Annotated in this window: 25 protein-coding genes; 21 read left to right on the top strand and 4 right to left on the bottom strand. The window is 60.9% G+C overall.

Features of this window, described 5'->3' with window-relative positions; translation table 11 throughout:
* The first annotated feature begins 7 nt into the window (after positions 1 to 7).
* The 19 genes from rplP (at position 8) to rplQ (ending at position 10,839) form a co-directional block, all read left to right on the top strand.
* Positions 8 to 442 (top strand): 50S ribosomal protein L16, encoded by a 435-nt coding sequence (rplP, locus tag BGP00_RS15305; protein WP_168603824.1) that lies wholly within the window; start codon positions 8 to 10, stop codon positions 440 to 442.
* Positions 442 to 645: a 50S ribosomal protein L29 gene (rpmC, locus tag BGP00_RS15300; protein ID WP_172249275.1), complete on the top strand. Its 204-nt coding sequence runs from the start codon at positions 442 to 444 to the stop codon at positions 643 to 645. Before rplP ends, rpmC begins: the two co-directional genes overlap by 1 nt.
* Positions 646 to 655: 10 nt before the next feature.
* A complete protein-coding gene (rpsQ, locus tag BGP00_RS15295) occupies positions 656 to 925 on the top strand; it encodes a 30S ribosomal protein S17 (RefSeq protein ID WP_168603823.1) in 270 nt (89 codons plus the stop codon).
* A 139-nt stretch (positions 926 to 1,064) separates the two neighbouring features.
* A complete protein-coding gene (gene rplN / locus BGP00_RS15290) occupies positions 1,065 to 1,433 on the top strand; it encodes a 50S ribosomal protein L14 (RefSeq protein ID WP_110869606.1) in 369 nt (122 codons plus the stop codon).
* Complete coding sequence (rplX, locus tag BGP00_RS15285) at positions 1,433 to 1,753, top strand: 50S ribosomal protein L24 (protein ID WP_168603822.1); 321 nt, start codon at positions 1,433 to 1,435, stop codon at positions 1,751 to 1,753. The genes rplN and rplX overlap by 1 nt, the downstream gene beginning before the upstream one ends.
* A complete protein-coding gene (gene rplE / locus BGP00_RS15280) occupies positions 1,746 to 2,324 on the top strand; it encodes a 50S ribosomal protein L5 (protein ID WP_168603821.1) in 579 nt (192 codons plus the stop codon). The genes rplX and rplE overlap by 8 nt, the downstream gene beginning before the upstream one ends.
* A 32-nt stretch (positions 2,325 to 2,356) precedes the next feature.
* Entirely contained in the window at positions 2,357 to 2,662 is a 306-nt protein-coding gene (rpsN, locus tag BGP00_RS15275) for a 30S ribosomal protein S14 (RefSeq protein WP_168603820.1), read from the top strand.
* 11 nt (positions 2,663 to 2,673) lie between these two features.
* Positions 2,674 to 3,069 (top strand): 30S ribosomal protein S8, encoded by a 396-nt coding sequence (gene rpsH / locus BGP00_RS15270; protein WP_168603819.1) that lies wholly within the window; start codon positions 2,674 to 2,676, stop codon positions 3,067 to 3,069.
* Complete coding sequence (gene rplF, locus BGP00_RS15265) at positions 3,069 to 3,602, top strand: 50S ribosomal protein L6 (protein ID WP_273616991.1); 534 nt, start codon at positions 3,069 to 3,071, stop codon at positions 3,600 to 3,602. Before rpsH ends, rplF begins: the two co-directional genes overlap by 1 nt.
* Positions 3,602 to 3,952 carry a 50S ribosomal protein L18 gene (gene rplR, locus BGP00_RS15260; protein WP_168603817.1) on the top strand — a complete coding sequence of 117 codons (351 nt, stop codon included), beginning with the start codon at positions 3,602 to 3,604 and terminating at the stop codon, positions 3,950 to 3,952. The genes rplF and rplR overlap by 1 nt, the downstream gene beginning before the upstream one ends.
* Positions 3,953 to 3,954: 2 nt before the next feature.
* A complete protein-coding gene (rpsE, locus tag BGP00_RS15255) occupies positions 3,955 to 4,671 on the top strand; it encodes a 30S ribosomal protein S5 (protein ID WP_168603816.1) in 717 nt (238 codons plus the stop codon).
* Positions 4,672 to 4,676: 5 nt separating this feature from the next.
* Positions 4,677 to 4,853: a 50S ribosomal protein L30 gene (gene rpmD, locus BGP00_RS15250; RefSeq protein WP_168603815.1), complete on the top strand. Its 177-nt coding sequence runs from the start codon at positions 4,677 to 4,679 to the stop codon at positions 4,851 to 4,853.
* 479 nt (positions 4,854 to 5,332) lie between these two features.
* Positions 5,333 to 5,812: a 50S ribosomal protein L15 gene (gene rplO / locus BGP00_RS15245; RefSeq protein ID WP_168603814.1), complete on the top strand. Its 480-nt coding sequence runs from the start codon at positions 5,333 to 5,335 to the stop codon at positions 5,810 to 5,812.
* 118 nt (positions 5,813 to 5,930) lie between these two features.
* Positions 5,931 to 7,298, top strand: a complete 1,368-nt coding sequence (secY, locus tag BGP00_RS15240) for a preprotein translocase subunit SecY (protein WP_183622345.1) — start codon at positions 5,931 to 5,933, stop codon at positions 7,296 to 7,298.
* A 40-nt stretch (positions 7,299 to 7,338) separates the two neighbouring features.
* On the top strand, positions 7,339 to 7,983 hold the full coding sequence (locus tag BGP00_RS15235; RefSeq protein ID WP_168603813.1) for an adenylate kinase: 645 nt from the start codon (positions 7,339 to 7,341) through the stop codon (positions 7,981 to 7,983).
* Between the two features lie 336 nt (positions 7,984 to 8,319).
* Positions 8,320 to 8,688: a 30S ribosomal protein S13 gene (gene rpsM / locus BGP00_RS15230; RefSeq protein ID WP_168603812.1), complete on the top strand. Its 369-nt coding sequence runs from the start codon at positions 8,320 to 8,322 to the stop codon at positions 8,686 to 8,688.
* Positions 8,689 to 8,739: 51 nt separating this feature from the next.
* Positions 8,740 to 9,129, top strand: coding sequence for a 30S ribosomal protein S11 (rpsK, locus tag BGP00_RS15225; RefSeq protein ID WP_168603811.1), 390 nt, complete (start codon positions 8,740 to 8,742; stop codon positions 9,127 to 9,129).
* A 115-nt stretch (positions 9,130 to 9,244) separates the two neighbouring features.
* Complete coding sequence (locus BGP00_RS15220; RefSeq protein ID WP_168603810.1) at positions 9,245 to 10,306, top strand: DNA-directed RNA polymerase subunit alpha; 1,062 nt, start codon at positions 9,245 to 9,247, stop codon at positions 10,304 to 10,306.
* A gap of 116 nt (positions 10,307 to 10,422) precedes the next feature.
* On the top strand, positions 10,423 to 10,839 hold the full coding sequence (gene rplQ, locus BGP00_RS15215) for a 50S ribosomal protein L17 (protein WP_168603809.1): 417 nt from the start codon (positions 10,423 to 10,425) through the stop codon (positions 10,837 to 10,839).
* Positions 10,840 to 10,926: 87 nt separating this feature from the next.
* On the opposite strand, the gene BGP00_RS15210 is transcribed toward rplQ, so the two are convergent.
* On the bottom strand, positions 10,927 to 12,357 hold the full coding sequence (locus tag BGP00_RS15210) for an AMP nucleosidase (protein WP_292690963.1): 1,431 nt from the start codon (positions 12,355 to 12,357) through the stop codon (positions 10,927 to 10,929).
* A gap of 204 nt (positions 12,358 to 12,561) precedes the next feature.
* Between BGP00_RS15210 and BGP00_RS15205 the strand changes: the two genes are divergently transcribed.
* Positions 12,562 to 13,509, top strand: coding sequence for an amidohydrolase family protein (locus tag BGP00_RS15205; RefSeq protein ID WP_292924886.1), 948 nt, complete (start codon positions 12,562 to 12,564; stop codon positions 13,507 to 13,509).
* A 70-nt stretch (positions 13,510 to 13,579) separates the two neighbouring features.
* Here the strand turns inward: BGP00_RS15205 and rplI are convergent, their stop codons facing one another.
* Genes rplI through rpsF form a run of 3 tightly spaced genes read right to left on the bottom strand, consistent with a single transcriptional unit; the run spans position 13,580 to position 14,776 of the window.
* On the bottom strand, positions 13,580 to 14,173 hold the full coding sequence (gene rplI / locus BGP00_RS15200) for a 50S ribosomal protein L9 (protein WP_168603806.1): 594 nt from the start codon (positions 14,171 to 14,173) through the stop codon (positions 13,580 to 13,582).
* Positions 14,174 to 14,185: 12 nt separating this feature from the next.
* Positions 14,186 to 14,410, bottom strand: a complete 225-nt coding sequence (gene rpsR / locus BGP00_RS15195) for a 30S ribosomal protein S18 (RefSeq protein WP_127710389.1) — start codon at positions 14,408 to 14,410, stop codon at positions 14,186 to 14,188.
* 3 nt (positions 14,411 to 14,413) lie between these two features.
* Complete coding sequence (rpsF, locus tag BGP00_RS15190; RefSeq protein ID WP_168603805.1) at positions 14,414 to 14,776, bottom strand: 30S ribosomal protein S6; 363 nt, start codon at positions 14,774 to 14,776, stop codon at positions 14,414 to 14,416.
* Between the two features lie 294 nt (positions 14,777 to 15,070).
* On the opposite strand from rpsF, the gene BGP00_RS15185 reads away from it, so the two are divergent.
* Positions 15,071 to 16,918 (top strand): HAMP domain-containing methyl-accepting chemotaxis protein, encoded by a 1,848-nt coding sequence (locus tag BGP00_RS15185; RefSeq protein WP_292690970.1) that lies wholly within the window; start codon positions 15,071 to 15,073, stop codon positions 16,916 to 16,918.
* The last annotated feature ends 15 nt before the right edge of the window (positions 16,919 to 16,933 follow it).

Below are 16,933 nucleotides of genomic sequence, written 5' to 3'. Positions count from 1 at the left end.
ACAGATCATGTTGCAACCGAAGAAGACCAAGTTCCGCAAGGCGTTCAAGGGCCGTTTGCACGGCAACGCCAAGGGCGGCACCGACCTGAACTTCGGTTCCTATGGCCTCAAGGCTATGGAACCGGAGCGCGTCACCGCTCGTCAGATCGAAGCTGCACGTCGTGCCATTCAGCGTCACCTGCGTCGTCAGGGTCGCCTGTGGATCCGCGTGTTCCCCGATCTGCCCGTCTCGAAGAAGCCTGCTGAAGTCCGTCAGGGTAAGGGCAAGGGTTCGATCGAATATTGGGCTGCTCGCGTTAAGCCGGGCAAGATCCTGTTCGAACTGGATGGCGTTTCGGGCGAGCTGGCCGCTGGTGCGTTTGAACGCGCCGCGATGAAGCTGCCGATCAAGACCAAGGTTGTTGCCAAGCTTGGCGACACCTCGCACCTGGGAGGCGAATAATGTCCAAGATCGCTGATCTGCGTGGCAAGAGCGATGACCAGCTGGTTGCCGAGCTGGGCGACCTGAAGCGCGAGGCCTTCAACCTGCGCTTCCAGGCTGCCACCAACCAGCTTGAGCGTCCTGCACGCATCAAGGAAGTGCGCCGCGATATCGCCCGCATCAAGACGCTCCAGAGTGAGCGTTCTGTTGCAGCGAAGGCGTAAGGAGGAAACCATGCCCAAGCGTATTCTTATCGGGACTGTGGTTTCCGACAAGACCGACAAGACCGTGGTCGTGAAGGTCGAGCGTAAGGTGAAGCACCCCCTTTATGGGAAGATCATCCGTCGCTCGAAGAAGTATCACGCTCACGACGAAGACAACGCCTTCAAGGCTGGCGAAGTTGTCCGCATCGAGGAAACCGCCCCGATCTCCAAGCTGAAGAGCTGGAAGGTGATCGAGCGGGTTCAGGCGGGCAAGGGCGTCGCTGTCGAAGCGGACGTCTAAGGTCGTTGAAAAATTCTCTGGCGCTCTGATCCGAATCGGGTTAGGGCGCCGGACCGCTTCACGGTGCCCGTTTGCGCGGGCGCCGTTTTTTGGAACTGCCGGACTTGTTCCGGCAAGCCTAACGTAAGGAACCGGATCCATGATCCAGATGCAATCCCAGCTTGACGTTGCTGACAACAGCGGCGCCAAGCGTGTCCAGTGCATTAAGGTACTGGGCGGATCGAAGCGTCGTACCGCTGGCGTTGGCGACATCATCGTGGTGTCGATCAAGGAAGCCCAGCCGCGCGCCAAGGTCAAGAAGGGCGACGTTCACCGTGCGGTGATCGTTCGTACCCGCAAGGACGTTCGCCGTCCCGACGGTTCGGTTATCCGTTTCGACGGTAACGCGGCTGTGCTGATCAACAAGAACGCTGAGCCCATCGGCACGCGTATCTTTGGCCCCGTGGTTCGCGAACTGCGCGCCAAGGGCTATATGAAGATCATCTCGCTGGCTCCGGAGGTTCTGTAATGTCCGCTGCTAAGATCAAGAAGGGCGACAATGTGATCGTCCGTTCGGGCAAGGACAAGGGCCGTACCGGCCAGGTTCTGTCCGTCCTGCCGAAGGAAGGCAAGATTGTGGTTGCCGGCGTGAACGTCGCTGCCCGTCACCGCAAGCCGACCCAGGTGAATCCGCAGGGTGGCATTGAGCGCCGCGAAGCGCCGATGGCTATCAGCAAGGTTGGTCTCGTCGATCCGAAGACCGGTGCGGCTACCCGCATCCGCTTCGAGGAAAAGGACGGCAAGAAGGTCCGCGTGGCCGTGAAGTCCGGGGAGGCTATCGATGGCTGATAAGTACACTCCGCGTCTCAAGACCAAGTATGACGCCGAAATCGCTGCTGCGATGACGGAAAAGTTTGGTTATAAGAACGCGCTCGAAATCCCGAAGATCGAAAAGATCACGCTCAACATGGGTGTGGGTGAAGGCACGCAGGACCGTAAGAAGGTCCAGACCGCTGCCGCCGAAATGGAAGCCATTGCCGGTCAGAAGCCGGTTGTGACTCGCGCCAAGAAGTCGGTTGCGCAGTTCAAGCTGCGTGAAGGCATGGCGATCGGTTGCAAGGTCACGCTGCGTCGCGAGCGCATGTATGAATTCCTTGACCGTCTGATCACGATCGCGATGCCCCGCATCCGCGACTTCCGTGGCCTGAATCCGAAGAGCTTCGACGGCCGTGGCAACTATGCCATGGGTCTGAAAGAGCAGATCATCTTCCCGGAAATCAGCTACGATCAGATCGATAAGGTGCGTGGCATGGACATCATCGTCACCACCTCGGCCAAGACCGACGAGGAAGCGCGCGAACTGCTGCGTCTCTTCGGTTTCCCGTTCACTGCCACCGCCGAAGCCAAGCAGGCGGCGTGAGCGAGCAAGATTGAGAAAGAGAGCTTAAGTCCATGGCGAAACTGAGTTCGATCAACAAGAACGAGCGCCGTAAGGCCCTCGTCAAGAAGTACGCAGCTAAGTACGCGAAGCTGAAGGCTGTTGCTGACGATGAATCGGCTGATGAAACCGAGCGTCTGATTGCCCGCCTGAAGCTGGCCGAGATTCCCCGCAACGGGAACCCGACCCGCGTGCGCAACCGTTGCGCAACCACCGGCCGCCCGCGCGGCTACTATCGCAAGTTCGGCCTGTGCCGCGTTGAGCTGCGTGATCTTGCCAATAAGGGCATGATCCCCGGCGTGACGAAGTCGAGCTGGTAAGGAACAAAGCGATGGCATTGACCGATCCTCTGGGTGATATGCTCACCCGTATCCGCAACGGCCAGCAGGCGAAGAAGGATTCCGTCCTTTCGCCGGCTTCGAAGCTGCGTTCGCGCGTTCTCGAAGTGCTCCAGCGCGAAGGCTATATCCGTGGTTATTCGGAGGACGCCACCGGCGCCCATCCGCAGCTGCGCATCGAGCTGAAATATTTCGAAGGCGAGCCCGCGATCAAGCATCTCGCTCGCGTCTCCAAGCCGGGTCGCCGTGTGTACTCGGGCAGCAAGGAACTGCCCGTGGTGCGTAACGGCCTTGGCATCACCATCGTCTCGACGCCTCGCGGCGTGCTTTCGGATGCCGAAGCGCGCGCTGCCAACGTCGGCGGCGAAGTGCTGGCGGAGGTGTTCTAATGAGCCGCATTGGTAAGAAGCCTGTTGCCATTCCGGCGGGCGTCTCGGCGAATATCGCCGACGGCGTGCTGTCCGTGAAGGGCCCCAAGGGCGCGCTGACGCTGAACCTGCGTGACGAAATCAGCTATGCTGTCGACGGCGACACCATCCTGGTGAAGCCCGCCAACGACACGAAGCAGGCTCGCGCGTTCTGGGGGATGCAGCGCACGCTCGTCTCGAACCTGATCACCGGTGTGACCGAAGGCTACACCAAGACCCTGCAGATCACCGGTGTGGGCTATCGCGCCACCGCTCAGGGCAAGGTGCTCAAGCTTCAGCTGGGCTATAGCCATGACGTCAACTTCGACGTTCCCGAAGGCATCGAAATCAAGACCCCGGACAACACCACGGTCCTGATTTCCGGTATCGACAAGCAGAAGGTGGGTCAGGTTGCGGCCGAGATCCGTCGCTGGCGTAAGCCCGAGCCCTATAAGGGCAAGGGTATCAAGTACGCTGGCGAGTTCATCTTCCGCAAGGAAGGGAAGAAGAAGTAATGGCCAAGCTGTCTCTGTTCGAGCGCCGTCGTCGGCGCGTTCGCACCGCTCTCAAGGCTCGTGCCGGTGGGCGTCCTCGTCTGTCGGTGCACCGTTCGGGTCGCCACATCTACGCCCAGATCATCGACGATGCCGCTGGTCGTACCCTCGCTTCGGCTTCGTCGCTGAAGAAGGGCAGCAAGGATATCGGCGCCAATGTCGATGCCGCTGTTGCTGTGGGCAAGGAACTGGCGGAAGCCGCCAAGGCCGCTGGCGTCACCACTGTCGTGTTCGATCGCGGCGGTTTCCTGTTCCATGGCCGCGTCAAGGCGCTGGCCGATGCCGCCCGTGAAGGCGGGCTGGAGTTCTGACAATGGCTGACGAAACCAACCTTGAAACCGGTGCCGTTGTCGGCGCCGAAGCCGCTCCCGAGGGCAACGAGCGTGAAGGTCGTCGTGGTCGTGGTCGCGGACGTGATGGCGAGCGTGGCGAAGGCCGCGGTCGTGGTCGCCGCGATGACCGTCGCGGCAAGAATGACGAGGAACAGGGTGAAGAGCTGATTGAAAAGCTCGTTCACATCAACCGCGTCAGCAAGACCGTGAAGGGCGGTAAGCGCTTTGGCTTTGCTGCTCTCGTCGTGGTCGGCGATGGCAAGGGCCGCGTTGGCTTTGGTCATGGCAAGGCTCGCGAAGTGCCTGAAGCCATCACCAAGGCGACTGCCTCGGCCAAGAAGAAGATGGTTCGCGTTCCCCTCAAGGAAGCGCGCACCCTTCACCACGACGGTAAGGGCCATTTCGGCGCCGGCAAGGTGAGCGTGCGTTCGGCCCCGGCCGGTACGGGCATCATCGCTGGCGGCCCGATGCGCGCTGTCTTCGAAAGCCTGGGCGTTCATGACGTGGTGACCAAGTCGGTCGGCACCTCGAACCCTTACAACATGATCCGCGCCACTTTCGACGCTCTGACCAACCAGTCGAGCCCGAAGTCGGTGGCGCAGCGTCGCGGCAAGAAGGTCACCGACCTGCTGAACCGCGATGGGCATCACCACTCTGAGGCGCAGCTTGAAGCTGCTGCCGCTGCGATTACGGAGTAAGCGCAATGGCAACCATCAAGATCAAGCAGATCGGTTCGCCGATCCGTCGCCCCGAAGCTCAGCGCAAGATGCTGATCGGTCTGGGCCTCAACAAGATGAATCGCGTTGTCGAACTGACGGATACCCCCGAAGTTCGCGGCACGATCGCCAAGCTGCCCCACCTGGTGGCCGTGGTCGACTGATCGACCCCGGGCTTTCAGGTTGAAGCACAGGACAAGGCCTCGGAGTGATCCGGGGCCTTTTCTTGTGGTCATTTGCTGGGGCCTGATGAGGGAGGGGGGGGCATGAATGTCTGGGTGGCTGGACGTGGACATTCCAGTTGATCGCACCTAGCTTGTTTGCGGTTCTGTATGAATAAAGTGCGCTTGCATAGATTAGCGAGGCCGGAATAATTGCGGTAACGCGCTGGTCCTCGTGCTGCGCCATAGAGCATGCTTGCCTGACATCATGGAGATGGTGGACGCCCCGATTTTGGGGTGCAGGGCCGTACTGGTGTCAATGTTCGCTTGCCTGAATGTGTGCGACCTTCGGCAACTGACGGATCTTGCAGCACAATAGTCCGGAGCGGGGCGCGACGCGGAAAAAGGGTGACAGGGCGGCGCATTTCGCCTAAGGGCGCGCCTTCCATCAAGCGCGATAAAAGCGAAAGCGAGTGCAGAATATGACCAAGTTGAATGATATCCGTGACAATGCTGGCGCCCGCCACCGTCGTATCCGCGTCGGCCGCGGCATCGGTTCGGGCAAGGGCAAGACCTCTGGCCGCGGTCAGAAGGGTGCCAAGGCGCGTTCGGGCGTGTCGATCAATGGCTTCGAAGGCGGTCAGATGCCGCTTCACATGCGTCTGCCGAAGCGTGGTTTCAACAACCCGTTTGGCAAGGACTATGCTGAAGTGAACCTGGGCATGGTCCAGAAGGCGATCGACGCCGGCAAGCTCGACATCTCGGCTGTTGTGGATCACGCTGCGCTCAAGGGCGCCGGTCTGGCTCGTGGCGGCAAGGACGGCGTGCGTCTGCTCGGCAAGGGCGTGTTCAGCGCCAAGGTTAGCTTCAAGGTTGCCGGCGTGTCGGCCGGTGCCAAGTCGGCTGTCGAAGCTGCTGGCGGTTCGGTCGAAGTGCCGGCCGTGGCTGAAGCTGCCGAGTAATTTGGTTTGGGCTTGCGGGCGGGGGTTGTATCCCCGCCCGCAGTCCTTATCCTTTCCCACCTATGGGTAAAGGTCCGCCGCCCATTTTGGCGGCCAGGGTCAGGGTTTGAGCAATCCTATGGCATCGCGCGCCGATAATATCGCCAGTACACTCAGTCTCGCCAATTTTAACAAGGCGACGGAACTCAAGAGCCGCATCTGGTTCACCGTCGGGGCGCTGATTGTCTTTCGTTTTCTGAGCTTTGTCCCGCTTCCGGGCGTCAATCCGCTGGTGCTCCAGCAGCTTTACGCCAAGACGCAGGGTGGCATTCTCGACATTTTCAACACTTTCTCGGGCGGCAGCCTTGAGCGCATGAGCCTCATCGCGCTTGGCGTCATGCCCTATATCACGGCCTCGATCGTCGTGCAGCTTGCCGCTTCGCTGCATCCGGCGCTGGCTTCCTTGAAGAAGGAAGGCGAGAGCGGGCGCAAGAAGCTGAACCAGTGGACGCGCTATGGCGCGGTGCTGCTGACCGCGATTCAGGGCTGGGCGATCGCTTCGGGTCTTGAGGCTTACGGCACTTCCGCCGGGCTTCAGGCTGTGGTTATTCCGGGCATGCTGTTCCGCGTCTGCGCGGTGATTTCGCTGATCGGCGGGACGATGTTCCTGCTGTGGCTGGGCGAACAGATCACCAGCCGCGGTATTGGCAACGGTACCTCGCTGATCATCATGGCCGGTATTGTGGCCCAGATGCCGCAATTCTTCATCCAGCTGTTTGAAGGTGGGCGTTCGGGGTCGGTCAACGGCCTGACCATCTTTGCGATGGTGGCGCTGGTGGTCGGCATGATCCTGTTCATCAGCTTTATGGAGCGCGCCACTCGCCGCCTGTTGATCCAGTATCCCAAGCGGGCGACTCAGAACGGCATGATGCAGGCCGATCGCAGTCATCTGCCGCTCAAGATCAACACTGCGGGCGTGATCCCGCCGATCTTTGCAAGCTCGCTGCTGCTGCTGCCGCTGACCATCACGCAATTTGCCGGCAAGTCGGTCGCGCCCGATTCGACGCTGGGCAATGTGATTGTCACGCTCAACCAGTATCTGGGCCACGGCAAGCCGCTGTATATGGCGCTTTACGCGCTGGGCATCGTGTTCTTCTGCTTCTTCTACACCGCCGTGGTGTTCAATCCGGAAGAGACGGCCGATAATCTCAAGCGCAACGGCGGCTTCATTCCGGGCATCCGTCCGGGCAAGAACACGTCGACCTATCTCGACTATGTTCTGACGCGAATCACGGTAATCGGCGCTGCCTATATTACCATAGTATGTGTTGTGCCCGAGTTCTTCATGGAGCAAACCGGGCTGCGGCTGGTGGTGGCCGGCGGCACGAGTTTGCTGATCGTGGTGAACGTGACCGTCGATACCATCACCCAGATCCAGTCGCATCTGTTGGCTCACCAATATGGTGATCTGATCAAGAAGGCGAAACTCAAGGGGCGGATGCGCTAACGCGCGCCGCTTCGATGGTCTGAACGGAGGGGAGAGACCGGTGAATATCATTCTGCTTGGACCGCCGGGAGCCGGTAAGGGCACCCAGGCCCAACGCCTCGTTGAGCGTCATGGCTTCCGCCAGCTTTCGACCGGCGACATGCTGCGTGCGGCCGTCAAGGCGGGCACGCCCGTCGGCCTTGAGGCCAAGGCGGTGATGGAGCGCGGCGAACTGGTTTCCGACGCGATTGTTTCGGCGCTGATCGGCGAAGAGCTGGACAGTATGGGGCCGGAAGCGGGTGCGATTTTCGACGGCTATCCGCGCACTGCTGCGCAGGCCGAATCGCTGGACGCTATTCTGGGCGAGCGTGGTCGCAAGCTGGATCATGTGATCGAGCTGGACGTTGATGAAGATGCTTTGGTCGAGCGTATCACGGGCCGCTTTACCTGCGCCAATTGCGGCAAGGGCTATCACGACAAGTTCGAGCAGCCCAAGGCCTTTGGCGTTTGCGACAAGTGCAACGGCACCGAATTCAAGCGTCGTCCTGACGACAATGAGGAAACGGTGCGCACGCGCATGGCCGAATATCGTGCCAAGACCGCGCCGATCCTGCCGATCTATGAGGCGCGCGGCATTGTTTCTCGCGTCAATGGCATGGCCGAACTGGGCCATGTCACCGATGCGATCGAACGGATTATCGCATAAGGTGATTCTCGCCCTGGCCGGTCAGCAGGCCGGTCAGGGCGGATTTTGCCGTTTGGAGCGCAGCGCGGAGGGGGCCGAAAATTCCGGTTTACCTTTCCGCAAAAATTTGATCGCTCGCGTTGACTTGTCGGGCGAATCGGTCTAGGCGCGCTCTTCACATGTCGAAAACGGGTCAGTCCGGCAGGAGGCACGCATGATTGTGCACCCGTCGGGCTTTTTTGCCGTCAAGGCGATCTGACTTTGTCATTGTGAAAAAGCGTTGAGATGGGGGTGTGTGGCCTGTTGCTTCATCGGAGGCGGCCCTTCCGCATACCCCTGTGGAGCATGGAGAAAAGAGTGGCTCGTATTGCCGGGGTTAATATCCCCACCAACAAGCGCGTTATCATCGCGCTGACTTACATTCATGGTATCGGCTCGTTCAAGGCCAAGCAGATCGCCGACAAGCTGGGCATCGACCATAGCCGTCGCGTGCAGGATCTGTCGGACGCTGAAGTCCTGCACATCCGTGAAACCATTGACGCCGAACACACCGTGGAAGGCGATCTTCGTCGCGAAACCGCGATGAACATCAAGCGTCTGATGGATCTGGCCTGCTATCGCGGCCTGCGTCACCGTAAGGGCCTGCCCGTTCGCGGTCAGCGCACCCACACCAACGCCCGCACCCGCAAGGGTAAGGCCAAGCCCATCGCTGGTAAGAAGAAGTAAGCGGTTCCCGCTAGCTTCATCTGTTTGACCGGAAGACGAGGATAAGATCCCATGGCACGTGAACCCCAGCGCCTTCGCAAGCGGGAACGTAAGAATATTTCGAGCGGCATTGCGCATGTCAATGCCAGCTTCAACAACACGATGGTGACCATCACCGACGCTCAGGGCAATGCGATCAGCTGGTCCAGCGCGGGCATGATGGGCTTCAAGGGCAGCCGCAAGTCGACCCCGTATGCCGCTCAGGTGGCTGCGGATGACGCCGGCAAGAAGGCCGCCGAACACGGCGTGCGCACCCTGGAAGTCGAAGTCAAGGGCCCCGGTTCGGGCCGCGAAAGCGCTCTGCGCGCGCTGCAGGCTGTCGGCTTCACCATCACCTCGATTCGCGATGTGACCCCGATCCCGCACAATGGTGTGCGGCCTTCGAAGCGTCGCCGCGTCTGATCGTGCTTGCGCGGGCGGTGTTTGGCCGTCCGCGCAGCCACAAGGATCGACCGCGGCCCGCATCGTGCGGGAGCGCCGTGGTCGTTCCCGCCAGTAGAGAAATCAGGGGAAGTCCATGACTGTCAACATCAAGAACTGGCAGGAACTGAAGAAGCCCAACAGCCTCGAAGTCAAGCCGGGGAACGACCCCAAGCGCCGCGCGACCTTCGTCGCCGAACCGCTGGAGCGCGGTTTCGGTCTGACGCTGGGCAATGCGCTGCGTCGCGTCCTGCTTTCTTCTCTGCAGGGCGCCGCGATCACCTCGATCAAGATCGAGAACGTGCTGCATGAGTTCAGCTCGCTGGCCGGTGTGCGTGAAGACGTTACCGACATCGTGCTGAACGTGAAGCAGATCGCGCTCAAGATGCAGGGCGAAGGTCCGAAGCGCTTGCAGCTCTCGGCCACCGGTCCGGGCGAAGTGCGCGCTGGCGATATTGCAGTGACGGGCGATATCGAGGTTATGAACAAGGACCTCGTGATTTGCCACCTCGACGAAGGTGCAACGCTGAACATGGAACTGACCGCAGACAGCGGCAAGGGCTATGTGCCGGCGGTGCAGAACCGTCCGATTGATGCACCGATTGGTCTCATTCCGGTCGACTCGCTTTACTCGCCGGTGCGTCAGGTCAGCTACAAGGTTGACAATGCGCGTATCGGTCAGGAACTGGACTATGACAAGCTGAGCCTTTCGGTGGAAACCGACGGCACGGTGGCTCCTGAAGACGCGGTGGCCTATGCTGCGCGCATTCTGCAGGACCAGCTGGCTCTGTTCGTCCATTTCGAGGATATCGCTCCGGTTGGCGCGGCTCCGATGATTGGCGGCATTGCTGCTGCTGCTCCGGAAGAGGGCGACACCAACCAGCTCAACCGCTACCTTCTCAAGAAGGTCGACGAGCTGGAACTGTCGGTCCGCTCGGCCAACTGTCTCAAGAACGACAACATCATCTACATCGGCGATCTGGTCCAGAAGACCGAAGCCGAGATGCTGCGCACGCCGAATTTCGGTCGCAAGTCGCTCAACGAGATCAAGGAAGTGCTCTCTTCGATGGGTCTGCGTCTGGGGATGGATATCCCCGGTTGGCCGCCTGAGAATATCGAGGAAATGGCCAAGAAGCTCGAACAGGAGCTGCTGGGCTAAAAGTTTCGGCGGGGCTGGGAAACCGGCCCCGCCAAACGGTTCTGGCGGCAGCCGTCAAATGTCGCCTGGATCGGGGTACCTGAAACGGCCCCCCTACGAACGCGAAGGAATATGCAATGCGTCATAAGTACGGCCAGCGTAAGCTGAACCGCACCAGCCAGCACCGCCAGTCGCTGCTGCGCAACCTGTCGGCTTCGCTCATCAAGCATGAGCAGATCCTGACCACTGTTCCCAAGGCTAAGGAACTGCGCCCCTACCTCGAAAAGCTGATCACGCTGGCTAAGCGTGGCGGTCTTTCGAACCGTCGTTTGGCGCACGCCCGCCTGCAGGACGATGCTCAGCTGGTTAAGCTGTTCGACGTTCTGGCTTCGCGCTATTCGGATCGCAACGGTGGCTACACCCGCGTGATCAAGGCCGGCATCCGTGCATCGGACGCTGCGCCGCTGGCGATCATCGAACTGGTTGACCGTGACGTGGCCGCTAAGGGCCAGGACTCGGGTCCGGTTCTGACTGCGGATGAAGGTGAGGAATAATCCTCGCTGATCTTCCAAAGGTCGCAATAGAAAACCGCCGTGGCAGATGATGCCACGGCGGTTTTCTATTGCCCGGGTGATGTGCGATCAGCGGAAGGGCGGCTCACGGAAAGCGCGCAGCTTGCGTGAATGCAGCCGCTGGCCTTCGGCCCGCAGCAGATCAACGGTGGTGGTGCCTATGGCCAGATGGGCGGCGATGGCCTCCTCATAAAAGCGGTTGGCTTGGCCGGGCAGCTTGATCTCGCCATGCAGCGGCTTGTCCGAGACGCAGAGCAGCGTGCCATAGGGAACGCGGAAGCGATAACCCTGCGCGGCGATGGTCGCGCTTTCCATATCAATGCCTACCGCTCGGCTCAGGCTGAAACGCTGAGCCGAGAGCGTGTAGCGCAACTCCCAGTTGCGGTCATCGGTCGTCACCACTGTGCCGGTGCGCAAGCGTTTCTTCAGGTTCGCACCGGTCTGGCCGGAAATGATCTCGGCGGCATGTTCAAGCGCCCGCTGTACTTCCGCAATGGCGGGGATGGGGATCTCGGGCGGCAAGACCGGGTCGAGCACGTGATCGTCGCGCAGATAGGCATGGGCCAGCACATAGTCGCCGATCTTCTGTGTATCGCGCAGTCCGCCGCAATGGCCGATCATCAGCCATGCCTCGGGGCGCAGCACGGCAAGGTGATCGCAGATCGTTTTCGCGTTCGATGGACCGACACCGATATTGACGAGGGTGATCCCGCTACGGTTTGGACCGATCAGGTGATAGGCGGGCATCTGATGCCGCCGCCAGGCCGTGTCAGAGAGCAGGACACGCGCATTGTCATGCTTCTGGGTCAGATACAGCCCGCCCGCGCCCGACAACGCCGTATAGCCGTTCTCGCCCAATTGCTGGCCTGCCCAATCGACGAATTCGTCGACATAGCGGTGATAATTGGTGAACAGCACATAGCGCTGGAAATGGCTGGGGCTGGTGCCGGTGTAATGGGCCAGGCGGGCGAGGCTGAAATCGGTGCGCAGCCCGTCGAACAGGGCCAGCGGCATTACCTGTCCGTCCTGCCCCATATCGACCAGCCCATCGGACAATTCATCGCCGATCAGCGCCAGTTCGGTGGTCGGGAAATGTTGCGCCAATTCCCATGGGCGAGCCGAGGTCGCGTTGGTGGCATCCAGCACATAGGGAAAGGGGATCTGCTGATTCGACCGGGCAACCTCGACCGTGATTTCATAATCCTCGGCCAGCGTCAGCAATTGCTCCTCAAGATAGCCCGCAAACAGATGGGGTTTGGTGACGGTGGTGGCATAGGAGCCAGCGTCATTGAGGCGGCCAAACGCGCGACTGGCATCGGGATGGGTCTCGCGTCCCGAATAATGGACCCGCAATTCAGGATAACACCACGCATTTTCAGCGATCCGCGCGGCGGGCGGGATCGTGCCCTTTTCGGCAAAATCCGCGATATCGGACCGTAATGTGGCGACGGCGGCATCATAGATGGCGCTCAATTGGGTGATGATTTGCTCTGTGTTCATGGCGGTAAAACTATCGCACTGGCGCAGCGCCGCAAGAGGGGGCGAAGAAATGGCTGACTTGACGGCGTAAGTTTGGCGCGCAAGGATGACGATGCGGGCGCAAAACAGGGAAGGCGCCCCGACATTTCATCCCATGGGAGAGAGAGAATGCGCAAGACGGGCCTGCGAGCCGCTTTAACCGCATCGATGCTTGGTAACGTTTTCATGGTTGGTTCGGCCATGGCCCAGAACGCCGCAGGCGACCCCGGCCCGGTGATCGACGTTCATATGCATGCCGGGGAATTTGCCAGCGGGGGCATGCCGATGTGCCCCAATGCCGACCGTTTCCTCGCCTCGGACCCCGCCGACGGGCCGGAGGCGCCCTTCGGCTGGTCGAAGGAGGATTGCACGCCGCGCCTCTATCCTGCGGCCAAGGGGCAATATATGCCCGAGGTGCTGGCCGAGATGAAGCGGTTGAATGTGACCGGCGTGTTCTTCGGCGATCCGGCTGAGGTGAAGAAATGGCAGGCCGCCGCGCCCGAGCGTGTGATCCCCGGTACGGCCTTCAAGAGCGTAACGACCCCCGATCAGGCCGATCAGCTCAAGCGCCTCGAGGTTGCTTTCACCAAGGACGGTTTCAAGGCGATGGGCGAGATCGGCCTGCAATATGAAGGCATTTCGCCCAGCGACATGCGCGCCGAGCCCTATTTCGCTCTGGCCGAAAAGCTGGATATCCCGGTTGCCATCCATATGGGCACCGGCGGTTCGGGGCGCTCGAATGTCTCGCGTCCGACCTTCCGCGGCTCGATGGGCAATCCGCTGCTGCTTGAGGAACTGCTGGCCCGCCATCCCAAGCTGCGGGTGCAGGTCATGCATGCCGGTTATCCCATGGCCGAAAACATGCTGACGCTGCTTCAGGCCAACAGCCATGTCTATGTCGATATCGCCGGGCTGATCTGGTCCTATCCGCGCAAGGAAGTGAACCGCTATATCCAGCGCCTTGTCGAGGGCGGATTTGGCGACCGCGTAATGTACGGCACCGATCAATTGCTCTGGCCGGGCCTGATGGCCTATTCGATCGGCATAATCCAGAACGCTGACTATCTGACGCCGGAACAGAAGCGCGATATTCTGTACAACAATGCCGCGCGTTTCCTGCGCATCAAGAAGTAACGCACAGAAAAGGGGGCGCGGTTTCCCACGCCCCCCGATTCTTTCGAGTCCGAAGACCCGCGAAAACCGATTATTCGGCTTCCGCTTCGCCTTCCAGCAGCTCCGCCGGGATTTCGCCGGGTTCTGCATTCGGGTCATAAGCTTCGGTGAAGCCACCCACAGCGTTGTCGAACAGCGCTTCCGAGACGTTGACGCCCTGGGCCTGGAGTTCGGCTTCGTCGGGCGAACGGGCAACGTTCACCTTGACGGTCACCGACACTTCGGGATGCAGAGCAACGCGAACGTCGTAGATGCCGATCGACTTGATCGGGCGTTCCAGAACGATCATCGCCTTGGTCACCTTGGCGCCATCGGCGTTCAGGCCATCAGCGATGTCGCGCACCGAAACCGAGCCATACAGATGGCCGGCGTTCGAGGCGGCGCGGATCAGAACCACGCTCTTGCCCTCGACGTCGCCCGACTGGGCTTCGGCCGCAGCCTTGGCTTCAGCGTTGCGCTTTTCGATGTCGGCGCGCTGGGCTTCGAACACCTTGCGGTTGGCTTCGTTGGCGCGCAGCGCCTTCTTGTTGGGCAGCAGGAAGTTACGGGCGTAACCGTCCTTCACGGTGACAACGTCACCGATGTGGCCCAGCTTCTCGATACGTTCGAGGAGAATGATCTGCATGGATTTTCTCCCTTACTTCACGAGGTAGGGCAGCAGGCCCAGATGGCGGGCGCGCTTGATCGCCTGGCCCAGTTCGCGCTGCTTCTTGGCGGAAACGGCGGTGATGCGGCTGGGAACGATCTTGCCACGTTCGGACATGAAGCCCTGAAGCAGGCGGATGTCCTTATAGTCGATCTTGGGAGCGTTCTTGCCCGAGAAGGGGCAGCTCTTGCGGCGACGGAAAAATGCACGAGCCATGGATCAAGCCTCCTCGCGTTCGCGGCGACGGCTGCGCTCGCGATCGTTCTTGCGCATCTGGACCGACGGGCCAGCTTCCAGTTCATCAACGCGAACGGTGATGAAACGGATGATGTCTTCGTTGATGCCGATCTGGCGCTCCAGCTCGGCGGTGACGCCGGCGGGGGCTTCAACGTTCAGCATCACAAAGTGAGCCTTGCGGTTGCGCTTGATCTTGTAGGCGAGGTTCTTGAGACCCCAGGTTTCGGTCTTGGTGACCTTGCCCCCGTTGGTTTCAATGATCTCGGTGGCGGTGGCGGCAAGCGCATCAACCTGCGCTTGGCTCAGATCCTGGCGAGCCAGGAACACGTGCTCATAGAGAGCCACGGCAGCTTCCTTTTCATCCGTTAACCGATCGCTGGCTTGTCCGCACGATTGCGGGGCCCCTCCGGCTTTCTTCGCATATCATGTGCGCGGGCTGCGAATCCGCACTTTCAGAAGATGCGGCCCTTAGCGAAATCCGCCCCCAAAGCAAGGGTTTTCGCGCGCGAACCTGCCGCTTTCCTGTTCCCGCGCGCGGTCTGGCCCGGCGATAGGTATTTCAACAGGGAGGGGCGCTACGCCGCGCCAACCACTCCTTGCTACTGTGCAATCGGGTGCAGGCAGCGGGATTGAAACGGCATGATCGGTGACAAGGCTAGAATCGGCAGTCGGCTGATCTTTGCCATCGTGGGCCTTGCCATTGCCTTGTCGGCGGCCGCGATTTTCGAGATCCGCTATGGCGGGCCGATCTATCGCAAATATGCGCTGCAGGACGAATTGGTGGCCGATATACTGCCGCCGCCCGCCTATGTTGTCGAACCCTGCCTCGAGGCCTCGCAGGCCATGCTCCATCCCGAACAGGCAGGGCTGCATCTGCAAAATCTGGCCACGCTGGAAAAGGACTATCTGGCGCGCAAGGCCTATTGGCAGACCGCGCCGATCCCGGCCGATCAACTTGACGTTCTCAAACAGAGCCAGACCCATGCCGATGCTTTCTGGAGCGCGCTGAACGCCCGCTTTGCCCCGGCGGCTCGCATGGGCGACGAGGCCGCGATGCGCCGGGTCTATGATGAGGAACTGGCCCCGGCCTATGCCAAGCAGCATGAGGCTATCCTGCGGCTGGTCAAAATGTCCGCCGATTTCCGCGAGGCGGAGCATCGTTTCGACGATCCGCTGGTGGTTGGGGCATTGGCTCTGGTCGGTGTAATGATGGCGCTGGTGGTGGGGGCGATTGTAATGGCGCGCCGGTTCATCGACCAAGGCATCGTCTCCCCGCTGCATGTCACCGCACAGGCGATGGGGCGCATGGCTCAGGGCGACTATTCCTTTGAGGCCGAAGGACGCGAGCGCGGCGATGAAATCGGCATCATGGCGCAGGCCATGGAGGTCTTCCGTCAGGCCGGTCTTGCCCAGAAACAGGCGCAGGTCGAACAGAAACAGGTGGTCGATGCGTTGAGCGGCGCGCTGACCCAATTGGCAGCCAAGGATCTGGAGCATCGCCTGCACGATGCCTTTCCTCCCGAATACGAGGCCCTGCGCCGGAATTACAACCATTCTGTTTCCTCGCTGATGGATGCGCTGGGCACGGTTAGGGTGGGGGCGGGCGGGGTGATGCGCTCGGTCAGGGAAATCAAGGCGGCTGCCGATGATCTGGCCGGCAGGAACGAGACGCAGGCGGCCAGCCTTGAGGAAACCGCCGCCTCGTTGCGCGCGGTGTCCGAAACGGTTCAGGCCTCAGCCCGGACTGCGGCTGTGGTGCGCACCGCCACGCAGGAGGCCCACCGTCAGGCCAGCGATGGCGGCGATGTCGTTTCCCATGCGGTTGAGGCGATGGCTGCCATCGAACGATCCTCGCAGCAGATAGGCCAGATCATCAATGTGATCGATTCCATCGCCTTTCAGACCAATCTGCTCGCGCTCAATGCTGGGGTCGAGGCCGCACGCGCGGGCGAGGCGGGGCGCGGCTTTGCTGTGGTGGCCAGTGAGGTTCGCGCTTTGGCCCAGCGCACGGCTGACGCCGCGCGTGACATCAAGAGCCTGATCCACAATTCCTCCACCCAGGTCGAGGCGGGTGTCGATCTGGTCGGGCGCACAGGCGAGCGTTTGCAGGGGATTGTGGCCAAAGTCTCGGAAATCAGCGGCCTGATCGAGGAAATTGCCGAGAGTTCGCAGCGACAGGCGACCAATATCCGCGTGGTTAACGATGCCGTGGGCGATATGGATCGCATGACCCAGCAAAATGCCGCGATGGTGCAGCAATCGACGACCTCCACTCGCAATCTCTCGCAGGAGGCCGAGAAACTGGCGCAACTGGTATCGGGTTTCCGCACCCGCGATGCGGCGGTCCGGCGCGAGCGCAGCGATGATCCGGTGCCCTTCCGCCGCCAATCCACGCTGCACCGACCCCGCCCGGTGTCTGAGACGCGCGCGCCCCGCGCCCGAAGCGCATCAGCGCTCATCCGGCCTTGCGCGGGCCGTGGGCGATGACTGGAGCGAATTTTA

The organism is Novosphingobium sp. 63-713 (assembly GCF_001898925.1).
Classification (GTDB): Bacteria; Pseudomonadota; Alphaproteobacteria; order Sphingomonadales; family Sphingomonadaceae; genus Novosphingobium.
The sequence above is the reverse complement of the archived record's forward strand: the minus strand, read 5'-3'. Positions and strand labels throughout refer to the sequence as shown.